Genomic DNA, 16855 nt, shown 5'->3' with positions numbered 1-16855 from the left:
GCCGAGTACCGCGGTCCAGCGGTGGTCTCCAGGCCGTCATCCGGCGACCGCAGCCCGCGCCGTCATTCGGTGACAATCAATTCCATGCCATCGTAACCGGCTTCGATCCCTGCCGGCAGGTTCGCCTGCAGCCAGGCCCAATCCATGTCGGTGCCCATGTGGGTCAGAATGGTGCGGCGCGGTTTCAACCTTGCGACCCAGGTCTGGACCGTATCAAGGTCGGCATGCGTCCAATGCGGTCCTTTGCGCAGGAAGCAACCGACCACCCAGGTGTTGACGCCCTCCAGCACCGCGAACGCCGCATCGTCCAGCTTCACCACATCGGTGGAGTAGCCGAAGCTGCCGATCCGCACGCCGAGCGTGTCGATGCGGCCGTGGTTCTGGTTGAAGAGTGACACCGCCATCCCGGCGATGGAGACGGTCTGATAGGGCTCGACGGCCTCTCCCACAAGAACAGGGCGGTAGAAGCCGGGCGGCGACCACGGTTTGAACGCATAGCCGAAGCGGCGACCCAGCTCCTCCAATGTCTGCCGCGTGGCATAGGCGGTCAGTGGGCGGTCGACGATGCGGTTCAGGATTCGCACGTCATCCATGCCGGTGATGTGGTCGGCATGCGAGTGGGTGAACAGGATCGCCTCGATGCTGGGGATACGGCAGGCCAGCAATTGGCTTCGCATGTCGGGTGACGTATCAACCAGAAGATGCTGATTATCATCGCTTTCGATCACGATGGACGACCGGCTGCGGCGGTTCCGAGGCTCATGCGGGTCGCATTCGCCCCAATCGCCGCTGCCATCGCGTCCGCCGATCATCGGCACGCCGGCCGAAGCACCGACCCCCAGCAGCGTGACTTTCATGCCGCCTTCCGGAACAGGCGGCGGAAATTCCCGGTGGTGAGGTCCGCCATCGCCTGCGGCGTCATGCCGCGCAGTTCAGCCAATACCTTGGCGGTGTGCGCGACCCAGGCCGGCTCGTTGCGCTTGCCACGATATGGCACGGGAGCGAGGTAGGGGGAGTCCGTCTCCACCAGCAGCCGATCGAGCGGCACATCGCACGCGATCTCCCGCAGCTCCGTTGAGCGTGGGAAGGTCACGATGCCGGAGAAGCTGACATAGCCGCCCATCGCCAGCGCCGCCTCGGCGAGTGCCCTGGTCGAGCTGAAGCAGTGCAGCAAGAAGGCGAAATCCCCTCCCCCTTCGCGTTCTTCCTGCAGAATCCGAGCGATATCGGCATCGGCGTCGCGGGCGTGAATGCAAAGCGGGACGCCGGCGAGCCGGGCACCGCGGATATGGGCGCGGAAATTCTCGGCCTGCACATCGCGCGGCGCCTTGTCGTAGAAATAGTCGAGGCCGGACTCGCCGATGCCGATCACGCGTGGGTTTCGCGTCATCGCCGCGAGTGTTTCCGGCGCCGGAACCGGTGCCTCGGCCGCGTGATGCGGGTGGACGCCGATCGTGCACCAGAGGTTCGGATGGTCCGCGATGAGTGCCGGCAGCTTTGCCGACTGGGCGACCGTGGTGCCGATCGTGACCATTTCGCCGACGCCAGCCTCCGCCGCCCGTTGCAGGATGGCGGGCAGTTCGTCGGGCGTGTAGTAGTCCAGGTGGCAGTGGCTATCGATCAGCATCAGGCCGCCGGCTCAACATAGCGGGGGAAGACGCCTTGCGGTGCGGGCAGAGGCGTGCCGTCGGAGAGCGGTGTGGCCAGTGCGGCAATGGTGCGGGCATCGGCGGGCACGCCGAGCTGATCCAGCATCTTCGCCATGCTGCCAGGCATGACCGGCTGCAGCAGCGTGGCAACCACGCGCACCGTGTCGGCCAGCACGCGCAAAACATGGCCCATGCGGACCTTGTCGGTCTTGTTCAGCGCCCAGGGAGCCTGGCGGTCGATATATCCGTTGGCCGCGCGCACCACCCTCCACACCTCCTCCAACGCATCGTGAAAGGTCTGACGTTCCATGTTGACGCGCACCAAATCGGGCAAAGCGGTGGCGCCATCCAGCAGGGCCGTATCGTCCTCGGTGCGCGGGCCGGTTGGCGGCAACGCTCCGCCACAATTGCGCGCGATCATCGACAGCGAGCGCTGCGCCAGGTTACCCAGATCGTTCGCCAGCTCAACGTTCATGCGGCTGATGATTGCCTGATGGCTGATCGAGCCATCCGCGCCGAACGGCTTCTCCCGCATCAGGAAGTAGCGGATCTGGTCCAGACCGAACGTCTCCACCAGCTTCCTGGGCTCGATGACGTTGCCAAGAGATTTCGACATCTTCTCTCCGTCGACCACCCACCAGCCGTTGGAGGTGATGCGCCTCGGCAGCGGCAGTCCCGCCGACATCAGGAATGCCGGCCAATAGACGGCGTGGAAGCGGATTATGTCCTTCCCGACGAAATGCACGTCCGCCGGCCAGTATTTCCAGCGCGGGGCGTTCGGATCAGGGAAGCCGCAACCGGTGACATAATTGGTCAGCGCGTCGAGCCACACATACATCACGTGACCGGGCGCATCCGGCACCGGGATGCCCCAGTTGAAGGTGGTGCGGCTGATCGACAGATCCATCAGCCCGCCCTTCACGAAACTGATGACCTCATTCCGGCGTGAGGTTGGGGCGATAAAGTCCGGATTCTTCTCGTAAAGCTGCAGCAGTCGATCCTGGAACGCGGACAGTCGGAAAAAATAGGATGGCTCCCTCACCCACTCCACCGGCGCTCCGCTCGGTGCGACGAAACTGCCATCCGGCTTCTTCGTCAGTTCCGACTCGTCGTAGAATGCCTCATCACGGACGGCGTACCAGCCCTCGTAATGGCCAAGGTACAGGTCGCCGGCCTTGTCGATCCGGCGCCACAGCTCCGCCGTCGAAAGCTTGTGCCGCGGTTCGGTTGTGCGGATGTAATCGTCGTACGAAATATCCATGGCGTCCGCCATCGCCTTGAAATCAGCGGAGACCTGGTCGGTGAAAGCCTGGGGATCGAGGCCGGCGTCGCGCGCCGCCTTCTCCACCTTCTGGCCATGCTCATCGGTACCGGTCAGGAAGAAGACGTCATACCCGTCCAGCCGCTTGAACCGCGCCATGACGTCGGCCGCGACCGAGGTATAGGCGTGGCCGATATGTGGCGCGCCATTCACATAGTAGATCGGGGTCGTGACGTAGTACGGTGTTTTCATGGAAAAGACTAACAAACTCCAGGCGGCTGCCCCTTCGCAGCGACGGACGGAAGGAGCTGAAAGGCTGCGGTAGATTTACCGCCGCGTCCGGTAAATCTACCGCGTCTGCGGCACGGACCATAGCCCGGCCTGGCAGATTGGTGGCCGGGACCCGTCGACGGAGGCAGATCTGCCGGTTTCCGCCATATTAAGGTCTTACCGCCCCCCCGTCAGCATCCCCACGGAAGTCACGATCGCCTGCCGCTTGTCCAGCGCGAACCGTTCCGTCTCGTCCTGCAACCGGGTCAGCCCGTGCCACAGCTCGCCCCAGGCATCCAGCGGGCGCAGCGCCACCAGCCGTTCCTGTTCCGGGTCCGCCTGCCCGCGTACGCTGTCCCGCACCGCCGCGGCAATTCCGGCGCGCACGAGATCCATGAACGTCGAGAAGCCGGTCTCACTGCGTCCCAGCACATCGGCGATTTCATAGCCGCGCAGCGGGCTTACCGCCGGCAACTCCCCCAGCAGCCGGTCCACCAGGGCCGCGATTGTCAAACCTTCCTCCCCGGCCAACCGCAGCGCATGGCCCGGGCACCCCTCGGCGATGGTCACCAGCCGGCCGCGCTCCGCCTCGGACAAGTCCGGCAGATAGTCGGCCAGCAGAAGGTGCATCGCCGCATCGGGAACTGGAGACAACCGCAGGCGCCGGCATCGGCTGCGGATGGTCGGCAACAGCCGGCCAGGCGCGGCACACACCAGCAGCAGGATTGCTCGCGGTGGCGGTTCCTCCAGGATTTTCAACAAGGCATTGGCGGAGTTCTGGTTCAGGTCCTCCGCTCCGTCGACAATCACCACCCGCCAGCCGCCCTCGGCCGGGGTCAGCGCCATGAAACCGGTGATGTCGCGCACGGCATCCACCGCGATCTGGGTGCGCATGCGGCCGGTCTTCTCGTTCCGTTCCCGTTCGATGGTCTTCAGATCGGCATGCGATCCCGCGGCGACGCGTCGGAAGATCGGGTGCGAGAGATCCATCGCCAGCGAATCGCCGGTTGGCACGCCCGCCAGCAGACGCCGGGCGAAACGGAAGGCCAGGGTTGCCTTTCCGACGCCCTCGGGGCCGGTGATCAGCCAGGCATGGTGCATCCGCCCCGCGCGAATGGCTTCCAGCAACGTCGCCTCGGCGGCTTCATGGCCGAGGAGGATGGGGTTGGCGCGAGGGTCTGGGGCGGACACGCGGCGAGTATAGAGGGCTGCTCCGCCGGAGCCAGGGGCTGGCGCCATTGCGCCTGGGACGGATGATGGCCCCCGGCTGGTGACCGCGCGGGTGTCGGCTGTCGCAGCGGCGCCGCACCCCCTAATGAATCTGCATCAGCGCCATGATCACCTCCGACAGGATCAGCAGCACCACGATCAGTTCAAGCACGGTCGCTCGGCTGTGCGATGCCTCGTCATACAGCGAGGTGTAAGTGTCGCGGATGATCGACAGCTTGCGGTCCACCGCCGCGCCCAGCACGCGCACACGGAACAGGTCCAGCGCGGCGGCGTAGACGCGGGCGAGGTAAACGTCGTCGATCACTTGCAGTGCGTTGTCCGCTTTCTCGGTCAGTTCCGTCACCTCGGCGACCAGCGTGTAGAGGCGGCGCGCGAGGTCGGCATACCGCCCTACTCCCGGCCAGAACCGCCTGCGGTGCATCGCCTGCACCAGATCGTACATGCGCGGCAGCTCCGCATCCAGCAGCTCGTCATAGTAGCGCATCTCCAGCAGCTGCGCGTTGGCGACCTCCAGGACGTCTACCACGTCCGTGTCGCCACGCGGCTCCAGGATGAAGGCGCGGTTCCAGGTCAGCGCCACCAGGTCGTCGGTGTAGTAGGAATAGTGATGCTGCAGCAGGTCGCGGCGCGCACCTTCGGACAGCGGGCGCTGTTCGCCGGACAGCAGGGTCACCAGATCCACCCGCTGCTGCAGGGCCTCGGCGGTCATCGGCTGGTCCAGGGCATGGACCAGGCCGATGAGGTAGTCTTCCTCCACGCAGTTTGTCGTCGGACGGATGATCGCCTCGGCGATGCCGTGCCGCACCTGCTCCAGCAGCTTGGCCCAGGGCGCGTTGGTGGCAATCCACTGGTCCACCGCGTTCATCCGGGTCACGAAGCCAGCCCAGCTCTGGTTCGCCACCGGTACCCTTAGTGCCAGGCTCACGACTCCAAAATCATACAGCCGCGCGACAACGCTCGCCTCGACCGGGCCGGTGGGCAGCATCACGGTCACCGGAGTCAGCGACAGCTGCACCGGAGGTACCCCGAAAGACATCGCCTTGGCCGGCGTCGCGGTCAGCCGCCCACGGGAAACGGCGGAGCGCACCGTGCGCGACCAGGCGACTTCGGCCTTGGTGAGGTCGATCTCATAGGCGATGTCGACCAGGCGATAGACCAGGATGGCGCCGGCGGTGACCGTCGGTTCCACACCCGTCATCGCATCAGCCTTGGTGTTTCAGAAAGGTCCGCGCCGCGTCCGGGTCGATCAGCGCATGCACGTCGAACCGTGCCGGAATGATGTCGGCCCAGGCATTCAGGTGCGCATGCAGCGCCTCATTGGACGGCACATCGAACAGCACGGCCGCGCCGCGGCCGACCTTCGCGTGAACCGAGCGGACCTCGCCACGGTCGATCAGCGGCTGGATCCATTGCCAGTAACGTTGACGCGACGCGACGACCGAGGATGGCGGCTCCGGCCGCGGCTCGCTGATGACCAGAAACAGCATGGAAGAACACTCCTAACGCCGGATGGCCGGCGGCCGGCGCAACGCCCAGAAGGCGACGGAGCCGCCGACATAGAACAGGATGGAAAGCCAGAACGCCACCCGGTAGCTGCCGGTCCAGTCGAACACGGCACCGGCGAGCCAGGATCCGCCGCCGGCGCCCAAGCCGGTGCCGATGGTGATCACGCCCAGGATCGCCCCCAGGTTCGGACCGGGGAACAGGTCGGCGGTCTTGGCGGTGATGGCCGGGCCGCGCGCGCCCCAGGTCAGGCCAAAGAAGCAGGAGTGCAGCCACAGCATCAGGTGCTGGTCCGGGCTATGGATCAGCAGCGCGCAGATCACGCCGATGATCGAGGTGCCATAGGTCACGATCGCCGACAACTCGCGGCCGACATAGTCGGACACCCAGCCGGTCAGGATGACGCCCGGCAGCGACAGAAACGCGCCCATCCCCAGCACATAGGCGGCATACAGCTTGTCGAACCCGATATCGACGGCAAACGCCAGTTGGTGCAGCGCCACCAGGAAGCTGCCCAGGCCGGTGAACATGTAGACGAGGAACAGCAGCCAGAAATGCGGCGTCCGGGTGGCCTGATGCAAAGTCCAACCCTCGCCGTGGACCGTTTCACCGCGCCGCCGCGGCGGCGGCTTGCCGACATTGCCGAACGATGCCGCCAGCGGCACCAGCACCGCTGCCATGAACACGCCTTGCCAGAGATAGGCGCCGCGCCAGCCCAGCCCGGCGATCATCATCGTCGCCACCGGTGCGGAAAACGCCCGCGCGAACCCGTTCGCGGACTGCACGACCGACACCGCCAGCCCTCGCTTCGTGGTGAACAGCCGCGACAGGAACGGCACAAAGACCACCAATCCCAGGCAGTTGGCGCCTATCGTCATCACCACGCCATAGACCAGGATCACCTGCCACAGCGCGTTCACATGGGCGCTGATCAGCAGGCCGGTCGTCAGAATGCAGCCGCCGATCAGGATCAGCCGCCGCGCGCCTAGGCGGTCCACCAACAAGCCGACCAGCGGTGAGGTAAGCCCGTTGACGAGCTGCGATACCGCATAGGCCACCGATACCTCGGCGCGGCTCCAGTTGAACACCGTCAGGAAGGTCACCAGGAAAACGGTGTAGCTGTGCATGAACGCCGCCCCGATCGAGAAGGTCAGGAACGCGGCCGCCAGCAGCAGCCAGGCGCGGCGGGGCGTGACTCGCGCCTCGGGAATGGCAATGTCAGACATGCGTGAAGCCTGCCCCGAGCGGCAGGGATTGACCAGGGTCAGGCCATCGGCGGCGAATGTAACGTCGGCGGGTTTACGGTAACTTCAGGTGAGTGTGCCTTGTCATGGCGCTAGCCTGCCCCTAATCGGCTTGCGACTCGCATGCACCATGAATGAAGGCGCCCAGCGGGTGCTGAAGGAAGACGACTGGAATGGATGAACAGGTCGAGCCGCTGGTCCGGACCGATCCTGCAGATCGGGCGTCCACGCCAGTCACGAAGCGTGGCACGCGGCTTGGCCGGGTGATTCTGCTGCTGGTTCTGGCTGCCGCTGCCGTGGGCGGTTGGTACTGGTGGACCCATCGGCACACCGACAGCAGCACGGCGGCGACGATCCAGGGGGGCAGCCGCCGCAGCGCGGCGGGACCGCAATCGGTCGGCGTCGCCACCGTGGGAAAGGGCGACATCCGCGTCGTGATCAATGCCTTGGGCACGGTGACGCCGCTGGCAACCGTCAATGTCAAGACCCAGTTGAACGGCTATCTGACCGAAGTCGGGTTCAAGGAAGGCCAGCTTGTCCAGAAGGGCGACTTCCTGGCGCAGATCGATCCACGCCCCTACCAGGTGGCGCTGGAGCAAGCCCAGGGTACATTGGCGCATGATACTGGCCTGCTGCAGCAGGCGCAGACCAACCTGAAACGATACCAGACGCTGGGTCGGCAGGACTCGATCGCGCAACAGCAGGTTGACGATCAGCGCTACCTGGTGGCGCAGTACACCGGCACCGTGCAGACCGATCAGGCAGCGATCGATGCTGCCAAGCTGAACCTGACCTATGCCCGCATCGTGGCACCCATCGCCGGGCGGGTCGGCCTGCGCAAGGTCGATCCGGGCAACTATGTCAGCACGAGTGACACCACGCCGATCGTCGTTATCACGCAGCTGCAGCCGATGTCCGTGCTGTTCGCCGTGCCTGAGGACAGCCTGCCGGCGATCCAGGCGGCCAGGAAGGATAGCGGCAAGCTGAGCGTGGACGCCTATGACCGCAACAATACCCGCCAGCTGGCGACAGGTGAGCTGACCACGCTGGACAACCAGATCGATACCACGACCGGAACAGTCACCTTGCGGGCGGTGTTCGATAATGGCGACACGGCACTGTATCCGAACCAGTTTGTCAATGTCCGCCTGCTGGTGAACACGCTGAAGGATGTCATCCGCGTTCCGGTCCAGGCGGTGCAGCGTGGTGAGCCGGGCACCTTCGTGTACGTGGTTGGGGCGGACAACAAGGTAACCGTCCGGAAGATCGTCGTCGGGCCGGTGGACGGCACCTATCAGCTGGTATCATCCGGCCTGGACGCCGGTGAGCGGGTCGTGACCGACGGCACCGACCGTCTACGGGACGGCGTCACGGTCACGGTCCCCGCGGCGGGCGGACGGGGACAAGGCCAGGGGGGACAAGGCCAGGGGGGACAGGGCCAGGCGTCGGACAAGGGCCAGAGGCAGCCACGCGGCACGCAGCATGCGCGCGACGGCGCGGCGCAGCCCTCCGACGCCGGTGACACCCGTCGGTCGAGCGTTGCCGGACAGGGTGGCGCGCCGGCGGCGGAACAGCGGCCGGCAGCACAGCAACCCGCGGCACAGCGGCCGAACGGGCAGTGACCGGCGCCATGAACCCGCACCGTCATCACGGCACGGCGTAACGGGATGGCGCGGCAGTGAACCCCTCCCGCATTTTCATCCTGCGCCCGGTGGCGACCACGCTGCTGATGTGCGCGATCATCCTGATTGGTATCGCCGCCTATCGGTTCCTGCCGATCTCCGCCCTTCCCGAGGTCGATTATCCCACCATCCAGGTGCAGACTTTTTACCCCGGTGCCAGCCCCGAGGTCATGACATCCTCCGTCACCTCGCCGCTGGAAGTGCAGTTTGGGCAGATGCCCAGCCTGAATCAGATGTTCTCGGTCAGCTCCGCCGGCGCCTCGCTGATCACCCTGCAGTTCAGTCTGGATGTCAGCCTGGATGTGGCGGAGCAGCAGGTGCAGGCGGCGATCAACGCGGCCGGCAATCTGCTGCCGTCGGACCTGCCGGCACCACCGATCTATGCCAAGGTGAACCCGGCAGACGCGCCGATCCTGACCCTGGCCTTGACGTCGAAGACGCTGAAGCTGACCGAACTGCACGACCTCGCGGAAACGCGGCTGGCGCAGAAGATCTCGCAGCAGCCGGGGGTCGGGCTGGTCAGCATCAGCGGCGGCCAGCGCCCGGCGGTGCGGGTGCAGGTCAATCCGATGGCGCTGGCGGCCCAGGGCCTGAATATCGACGACGTGCGCACCACGCTGGGCAATGCGAATGTCAATACACCGAAGGGATCGTTTGACGGGCCGCACCAGGCCAGCACGATCAACGCCAATGACCAGATCACCGACGCGTCGCAATACCTGGACCTGGTGATCGCCTACCGCAACGGTGCCCCGGTGCACCTGCGCGACGTTGCCAAGGTGGTGAACGGAGCCGAGAACAGCCGGCTGGCCGCCTGGGCGGATACCACGCCGGCGGTGATTCTGAACGTGCAGCGGCAGCCAGGCGCCAACGTCATCAAGGTGGTGGACGGCATCAAGGCCCTGCTGCCGCAATTGCAGACCTCCCTGCCCGCCGCTGTCGATGTCGCGGTGGTGACGGACCGCACGACGACGATCCGGGCATCGGTCGCGGATGTGACGTTTGAGCTGATGCTGGCGGTGGCGCTGGTCGTGCTGGTGATCTTCCTGTTCCTGCGCAACGTACCGGCAACGATCATCCCCAGCCTGTCGGTGCCGCTGTCGCTGGTCGGCACGCTGGCGGCCATGTACATGCTTGGTTTCAGCCTGAACAACCTGTCGCTGATGGCCCTTACTATCGCCACGGGCTTCGTGGTGGACGACGCCATCGTCGTGATCGAGAATATCGCCCGCTACATCGAGGCGGGCGAGGCGCCGCTGGCGGCGGCGCTGAAGGGCAGCCGGCAGATCGGCTTCACCATCATTTCGCTGACCGTCTCCCTGATCGCCGTGCTGATCCCGCTGCTGTTCATGAGCGACGTGGTCGGCCGTCTGTTCCATGAATTCGCCATTACCCTGGCGGTGACGATCATCATCTCCGCCTTCGTGTCGCTGACCCTGGTGCCGATGATGTGCGCCCGTCTGCTGCACCATCAGCCGGAGGCGACGCGGCCGCGCTGGGACCGCGCGGCCGAGCGCGGCTTCAACTGGGTGATCCACCGGTACGACAGGGCGCTGACCGTCGTGCTGGGCCATCAGGGGCTGACGCTGTTCGTGGCGGTGCTGACGCTGGCGGCCACCGTGGGGCTGTATTTCGTCGTGCCTAAGGGTTTCTTTCCGGTGCAGGATACCGGTCTGATCCAGGGCATTTCGGTCGCCGGGGAGACCGTGTCCTTTTCGGCCATGGCGGATAAGCAGCGTGCCCTGGCCGATGTGATCCTGAAGGATCCGGATGTCGAGAGCCTGAGTTCCTTCATCGGTGTCGACGGCAGCAACATGACGCTGAACACCGGCCGTTTCCTGATCAATCTAAAGCCGAAGAGCCGGCGCGGCCTGACCGCCACCGAAATCGGCCATCGGCTGCAACAGGAAGCGATGAAGGTGTCCGGCGTGACGTTATACCTGCAGCCGGTCCAGGACCTGACGGTCGATGCCGCGATCAGCCGCACGCAGTACCAACTCGTGCTGGAGAATCCTTACCAGACGGCATTGAACGAATGGGTGCCGAAGCTGGTCGCGGAGCTGGAAAAGCTTCCTGAACTGGCCAATGTCGCGAGCGATCTGCAGCAGCAGGGATTGACGGTCAATCTGGTGATCGATCGTTCCAACGCCGCGCGGTTCGGCATCACGCCGGCGACGGTGGACAATGCGTTGTATGACCTGTTCGGGCAACGCATCATCTCCACCATCTATTCACAGTCGAACCAGTACCGCGTCATCATGGAGGCGGACCCGTCGCTGGCCGCGTCGCTGGCAGTACTGAACACGATCTACCTGCCTTCCTCCTCATCCACCACCGGTCAGGTGCCATTGAGCGCGATCGTGCATGCCGAGCAGAAAGCCGGGCCGGTGCAGATCAGCCACCTGTCGCAGTTCCCGGCAACGACGATTTCATTTGATACCGCCCCTGGCTACTCGCTGGGCGCCGCGGTCACGGCCATCCGCCAGGCGGAGGTTCGGGTGGGCCTGCCGGACAGCTTTATCACCGCATTCCAGGGTGCGGCCGCGGCGCTGGAGAATTCGCTGTCGAATGAGCTGATGCTGGTGCTGGCGGCGATCGTCACCGTCTACATCGTGCTGGGCGTGCTGTACGAAAGCTTCATCCATCCGATCACCATCATCTCCACCCTGCCCTCGGCCGGTCTCGGTGCCCTGGCCGCGTTGTGGGTGACCGGGATGGAGATCGACGTGATTGCCATCATCGGTATCATCCTGCTGATCGGCATCGTGAAAAAGAATGCGATCATGATGATCGACTTCGCGCTGGAAGCGGAGCGTGAGGAAGGCAAATCGCCGCGGGAAGCCATTCATCAGGCCTGCCTGCTGCGGTTCCGGCCGATCATGATGACGACGATGGCGGCGCTGCTGGGCGCGGTGCCGCTGCTGATCGGCAGCGGCGTTGGGTCGGAACTGCGCCAGCCGCTGGGTGTGACGATCATTGGCGGCCTGCTGGTCAGCCAGGTGCTGACCCTGTTCACCACGCCGGTGGTCTATCTGTGGTTCGACCGCCTGGCCTGGCGCCTGCGCGGCAAGGACATCGCCGATCAGGGGGCGGCACCGTGAGCGCGAGGACGGGCCGGGCGGTCGCGATGACGGCTCGACCGCCCGGCTCTGTGCAGCAGCGGCCGGGCGGCCAAGCCGCGCAAAGAAGGGCCAGGTCGCCGGCTCGCCGATCGTGGCCGGGGACCGGCCGATGAACATCTCGGCTCCCTTCATCGCCCGGCCCGTTGCGACGACGCTGCTGACCATCGCCATAGCCCTGGCCGGCATCTTCGCCTTCTTCCAGCTTCCGGTGGCACCGCTGCCGCAGGTGGATTTTCCCACCATATCGATCAATGCCTCGCTGCCCGGCGCCAGCCCCGAGACGGTGGCGACATCCGTCGCGGCACCGCTGGAGCGGCATCTGGGCCAGATCGCCGATGTCACCGAAATGACTTCGATCAGCTCCTTGGGATCGGCACGGATCGTGATGCAGTTCGGGCTGAACCGCGATATCAACGGGGCGGCCCGCGACGTGCAAGCGGCGATCAACGCGGCCCGCGCCGACCTGCCGGCCAGCCTGCGCAGCAATCCGACCTACCGCAAGGTCAATCCCGCCGACGCGCCGATCCTGATCCTGGCCCTGACGTCGAAGACACTGACCAGAGCACAGATGTACGACGCGGCCACCAACGTGTTGTCGCAGAGCCTGTCGCAGATCCAGGGCATCGGCCAGGTCATCATCGGTGGCGCGGCGCTGCCCGCGGTCCGCGTCGACCTGAACCCGGATACATTGTTCAAGTACGGCATCGGCCTGGAAAGTGTGCGCGCCGCCCTTGCCTCGGCAAACGCCAACTCGCCCAAGGGTGCGATCGAAGCCAATGGCCTGCACTACCAGATCTACACCAATGACCAGGCTTCGAAGGCCGAGGACTACAAGCCGATCATCATCGCCTATCGCAATGGCGCGCCGGTAACGCTGTCCGACGTGGCCGATGTGACCAACTCGATGGAGAATGTTCGGAATCTCGCGCTGGCCAACGGCAAGCCGGCGGTGATCATGCTGCTGTTCCGTCAGCCCGGCGCCAACATCGTCTCCACGGTCGATTCAGTGAAGGCCGAAATTCCGCACCTGATGGCGGCGCTGCCCAGCGACATGGACCTGCTGGTTGCCAATGACCGATCGACCGAGATCAGACTGAGCCTGCAGGAAACCGAGACCACCCTGGTGATCTCGGTGGGACTGGTCACGCTGGTGGTGTTCGCTTTCCTGGGCAGCGCGCGGGCGACGCTGATCCCGGCGATCGCTGTTCCGGTCTCCATCATCGGCACCTTCGGTGCGATGTATCTGCTGGGCTACAGCCTGGACATGCTGTCCTTGATGGCACTGACCGTCGCCACCGGCTTCGTCGTGGACGATGCGATCGTGGTGCTGGAAAACATCTCGCGCCATCTGGAGGCCGGCAAGTCGCGGGTCGAGGCCGCGTTGATCGGCGCGCGGGAGGTCGGGTTCACCGTCATATCGATCAGCCTGTCGCTGATCGCCGTGTTCCTGCCCATCCTGATGATGGGCGGCATCGTGGGGCGCATCTTCCGCGAGTTCGGCATGACGTTGTCGCTGGCCATCCTGATTTCGATGGTGATCTCGCTGACCACGACACCCATGCTGTGCGCATTGTATCTGCGGTCGGAACCCCGCTCGGAGGAGGAGGAGCATGGTCGCCTGCTGAGGCGTATGGCCCGATGGTATGGCAAGACCCTGCACCTGGCGCTGCGCCATCCGCTGCTGGTGGTGATGGTGCTGCTGCTGACGATCGTGCTGAACGGCGTGCTGTACGTGGCGATACCGAAAGGATTTTTCCCGCAGCAGGACACTGGCCGCATGATGGGCGCGATCCAGGCGGATCAGAGTACCTCCTTCCAGGCGATGTCGCAGGTGCTGACGCAGATGATCGAGGCCATCCGGACGGATCCGGCAGTGGACTCGGTGGTCGGCTTCACCGGCCAGGGCGGCGGTGGCGGACCGGGCGGCGGCAGCAATAGCGCCCAGGTCTTCATCCAGCTGAAACCGCACGAGGACCGTGACGGCATAGAAACCGTACAGGGGCGGTTGCGGCGGAAACTGTCCTCGATCGCCGGCGCGCAGCTGTTCCTGATCCCGATCCAGGACTTCCGAGTCGGCGGCCGGCAAAGTAACGCCGCCTACCAGTACTCGTTGCAGGCGGATAGCAGCGCCCTATTGTACGAATGGCTGCCGAAGCTGGAGCGTGCCCTGCAGCAGAACCCGATATTGACCGATGTCAGCTCCGACGTTCAGCAAAAGGGCCTGGAAACCGATCTGGTCATCGACCGTCAGACCGCCAGCCGGCTGGGCATCACGCCGGCCATGATCGACAACACCCTGTACGACGCGTTCGGCCAACGTCAGGTCTCCACGATCTACAGCGCGCAGAACCAGTATCACGTCATCATGGGGGTGGCGCCCGAGTACTGGCAGTCTCCGCAGATCCTGAAGGACATCTATGTCAGCACCCAGGGCGGCGCGGCGTCGGGAACCCAGACGACAAACGCCGTGGTGGGGACGGTCGGCAGCGGTACCGCCGCGTCCAGCATTGCCACCAGTGCAGCGCGCAATGCAGCCACCAATGCCATCGCCAACAAGGGCAAGGGCAGCGCTTCCAGCGGTGCAGCCGTCTCTACCACAAAGGAAACGATGGTGCCGCTGGCGGCATTCTCCCATTTCCAGATGGGGAATACCCCGTTATCGGTCTCTCACCAGGGCTCCTTCGTTACGGGAACCATCTCCTTCAACCTGGCCGCCGGCAAGTCGCTCAGCGACGCGGCCGTGGCGGTCGACGATGCGATGCGGCAGATCGGCCTTCCCGCCTCCATCCACGGTACATTTGGCGGCACTGCCCAGGTCTTCCAGAGCACCACGTCCACCTTGCCGCTGTTGTTCCTGTCGGCGATCCTGGCGATCTACATCGTGCTGGGCATCCTTTATGAGAGCTATGTCCACCCGCTGACAATTCTGTCCACCCTGCCCTCGGCCGGCATCGGTGCGTTGCTGGCGCTGATGCTGTTTCATATCGAACTATCCCTGATCGCCTTTATCGGCATCGTCCTGCTGATCGGCATCGTGAAGAAGAACGCCATCCTGATGATTGATTTTGCCCTGGAGGCGGAGCGTGCCACCGGCATGAACCCGCGCGACGCCATTTACGAAGCCTGCCTGATGCGGTTCCGGCCGATCATGATGACCACGGTCGCGGCCATCCTGGGGGCAATGCCGTTGGCGCTGAGCTTCGGCGACGGCGCCGAGGTCCGCCGCCCGCTGGGTATCGCCATCGTTGGCGGCCTGGTGGTCAGCCAGATCCTGACCCTGTATACGACCCCGGTCGTCTATCTGTACCTGGATCGCTTCCGCCTGGCCGCACAGCGTGCCTGGGCCCACATTTTCCCCGGCCCCGCCGTTGCCCAAGGACCTGCCGCCAATGGAGCCGCAGAGTAATGCGGCGCCTGCTGCCGGGCCGCACTGGCCTGATTCTCGCTGGCCCAATTCTCGCTGGCCTCATTCTGGCCGGTTGCACCGTCGGACCGGACTATCAGCAACCCGCCGCCCCCGAGGCGCCGGCGTTTAAGGAGTTGCAAGGCTGGACACCGAGCCATCCGGCGGATGCGATCGACAAAGGTGCCTGGTGGTCCGTCTACAACGATCCGGAGCTGGATCGGCTGGAGCGGATGGTCGACATCTCCAACCAGACCATCAAATCCTACGAGGCGCAGTACCGCAACGCCGTCGCCCTGGTCGCCGAGGCTCGGGCCGGCCTGTTCCCCACCATCAGCGTCGGCGCGGACGCCACCCGCACGGGCTCCGGCGCGAAATACGGCGTCAATAGCAGCGGCAGCGGCAATGTCTCCCGCAACGGTGCCACTTACACGCTGTCCGGCAACGTGGACTGGGACCTGGACGTCTGGGGCCGCATTCGCCGGCAGATCGAAAGCAGCACGGCCTCGGCACAGGTCAGCGCCGCCGACCTGGCCAATGCCCGCCTATCGGCGCAGGCCACGCTGGCCGTGGATTATTTCAATCTGCGCGCGGAAGACGCATTGGCCAAACTGCTGACCGAGACCGTCGAGGCGTACAGGCAGTCGTTACGGATCACCGATAACCAATACAAGGCCGGAACGGCATCCAGCATCGATTACGTCACCGCGCTGACGCAGCTACAGTCCACGCAGGCGCAGTTGATCGCCGTCGGCGTGCAGCGGGCGCAGTATGAGCATGCGATCGCCGTGCTGACCGGCCAGCCGCCATCCAGCTTCTCTCTTTCGGTGGCGCCGCTGGCGACCGATGTACCCGTGGTGCCGGCTGGCATTCCCTCCACCCTGCTGCAGCGCCGCCCCGACATCGCGGCGGCGGAGCGGAACATGCAGGCGCTGAACGCGCAGATCGGCGTGGCGATCGCCGCCTATTACCCGGACATTTCGCTATCCGCCTTGGGCGAGGTCGCCGGTTCACCGGTCAGCCAGTTGTTCAACCTGGAGAACCGGTTCTGGTCGCTGGCCGCGACCGGAGCCGAGACGGTCTTCAATGGCGGGTTACGGTCGGCCGAGGTGGAAGCCGCCCGCACCAGCTATGAACAAGGCGTGGCGAATTATCGCCAGACCGTGCTGACCGCGTTCCAACAGGTGGAGGATGCGCTGTCCGCGCTGCGCGTGCTGCAGCTTCAGGCCGGCGCCCAGGACCTGGCCGTGGCGTCCGCCCGGCGGGCGGTGACGGCGACCCTGAACGCCTACAAGGCCGGAACCGTCGCCTACACCTCGGTGATCGTCGAGCAGGCGACGCTGCTGTCAAACGAGCAGTCGGCCCTGGCGGTACGGCAGAGCCGCTTGGTGCAGAGCGTCAACCTGATCCAGGCGCTGGGCGGCGGCTGGCAGGCCGGTGATCTGCCCAGCGTAGAACAGATGAACGTGCCCAGCCCGCTGCGGCCGTGAC

The 16855-nt window shown here is 65.1% G+C and carries 11 protein-coding genes; 4 read left to right on the top strand and 7 right to left on the bottom strand.

The genetic code is table 11. The features are described 5' to 3' along the window. Positions 1-62: 62 nt before the first annotated feature. The 7 genes from VHC04_RS10305 to VHC04_RS10275 form a co-directional block, all read right to left on the bottom strand. Positions 63-857: an MBL fold metallo-hydrolase gene (locus VHC04_RS10305; RefSeq protein WP_325680749.1), complete on the bottom strand. Its 795-nt coding sequence runs from the start codon at positions 855-857 to the stop codon at positions 63-65. Beyond that, positions 854-1627, bottom strand: a complete 774-nt coding sequence (locus VHC04_RS10300; protein WP_325680747.1) for a TatD family hydrolase — start codon at positions 1625-1627, stop codon at positions 854-856. The genes VHC04_RS10305 and VHC04_RS10300 overlap by 4 nt, the downstream gene beginning before the upstream one ends. After that, a complete protein-coding gene (gene metG / locus VHC04_RS10295) occupies positions 1627-3162 on the bottom strand; it encodes a methionine--tRNA ligase (protein ID WP_325680745.1) in 1536 nt (511 codons plus the stop codon). The genes VHC04_RS10300 and metG overlap by 1 nt, the downstream gene beginning before the upstream one ends. Positions 3163-3357: 195 nt before the next feature. Beyond that, a complete protein-coding gene (locus VHC04_RS10290) occupies positions 3358-4371 on the bottom strand; it encodes a DNA polymerase III subunit delta' (protein WP_325680743.1) in 1014 nt (337 codons plus the stop codon). 121 nt (positions 4372-4492) lie between these two features. Next, positions 4493-5608, bottom strand: a complete 1116-nt coding sequence (locus tag VHC04_RS10285) for a hypothetical protein (RefSeq protein ID WP_325680741.1) — start codon at positions 5606-5608, stop codon at positions 4493-4495. A gap of 4 nt (positions 5609-5612) precedes the next feature. Then, positions 5613-5897: a DUF3303 family protein gene (locus VHC04_RS10280; protein WP_325680739.1), complete on the bottom strand. Its 285-nt coding sequence runs from the start codon at positions 5895-5897 to the stop codon at positions 5613-5615. A gap of 12 nt (positions 5898-5909) precedes the next feature. Next, a complete protein-coding gene (locus tag VHC04_RS10275) occupies positions 5910-7139 on the bottom strand; it encodes an MFS transporter (protein WP_325680737.1) in 1230 nt (409 codons plus the stop codon). Positions 7140-7330: 191 nt separating this feature from the next. Between VHC04_RS10275 and VHC04_RS10270 the strand changes: the two genes are divergently transcribed. From VHC04_RS10270 to VHC04_RS10255, 4 genes are all read left to right on the top strand, one after another. Next, positions 7331-8779, top strand: a complete 1449-nt coding sequence (locus tag VHC04_RS10270; protein WP_325680735.1) for an MdtA/MuxA family multidrug efflux RND transporter periplasmic adaptor subunit — start codon at positions 7331-7333, stop codon at positions 8777-8779. A gap of 56 nt (positions 8780-8835) precedes the next feature. Continuing rightward, complete coding sequence (locus VHC04_RS10265; protein ID WP_325680733.1) at positions 8836-11940, top strand: MdtB/MuxB family multidrug efflux RND transporter permease subunit; 3105 nt, start codon at positions 8836-8838, stop codon at positions 11938-11940. Between the two features lie 130 nt (positions 11941-12070). Next, entirely contained in the window at positions 12071-15367 is a 3297-nt protein-coding gene (locus VHC04_RS10260; RefSeq protein WP_325680731.1) for an efflux RND transporter permease subunit, read from the top strand. Further along, positions 15367-16854: an efflux transporter outer membrane subunit gene (locus VHC04_RS10255; RefSeq protein WP_325680729.1), complete on the top strand. Its 1488-nt coding sequence runs from the start codon at positions 15367-15369 to the stop codon at positions 16852-16854. Before VHC04_RS10260 ends, VHC04_RS10255 begins: the two co-directional genes overlap by 1 nt. Position 16855 lies beyond the last annotated feature (1 nt).

Source organism: Rhodopila sp., assembly GCF_035548095.1.
Taxonomy (GTDB): Bacteria; Pseudomonadota; Alphaproteobacteria; order Acetobacterales; family Acetobacteraceae; genus Rhodopila.
Note: the sequence above shows the minus strand (reverse complement) of the source record. Positions and strands in the feature narration are given on the sequence as shown.

Coding starts and splice junctions, on each gene's coding strand:
- VHC04_RS10260 (WP_325680731.1), top strand. CDS start 12,071: ATGAACATCTCGGCTCCCTTCATCGCCCGGCCCGTTGCGACGACGCTG.
- VHC04_RS10275 (WP_325680737.1), bottom strand. CDS start 7,139: ATGTCTGACATTGCCATTCCCGAGGCGCGAGTCACGCCCCGCCGCGCC.
- VHC04_RS10270 (WP_325680735.1), top strand. CDS start 7,331: ATGGATGAACAGGTCGAGCCGCTGGTCCGGACCGATCCTGCAGATCGG.
- VHC04_RS10285 (WP_325680741.1), bottom strand. CDS start 5,608: ATGACGGGTGTGGAACCGACGGTCACCGCCGGCGCCATCCTGGTCTAT.
- VHC04_RS10280 (WP_325680739.1), bottom strand. CDS start 5,897: ATGCTGTTTCTGGTCATCAGCGAGCCGCGGCCGGAGCCGCCATCCTCG.
- VHC04_RS10255 (WP_325680729.1), top strand. CDS start 15,367: ATGCGGCGCCTGCTGCCGGGCCGCACTGGCCTGATTCTCGCTGGCCCA.
- VHC04_RS10300 (WP_325680747.1), bottom strand. CDS start 1,627: ATGCTGATCGATAGCCACTGCCACCTGGACTACTACACGCCCGACGAA.
- metG (WP_325680745.1), bottom strand. CDS start 3,162: ATGAAAACACCGTACTACGTCACGACCCCGATCTACTATGTGAATGGC.
- VHC04_RS10305 (WP_325680749.1), bottom strand. CDS start 857: ATGAAAGTCACGCTGCTGGGGGTCGGTGCTTCGGCCGGCGTGCCGATG.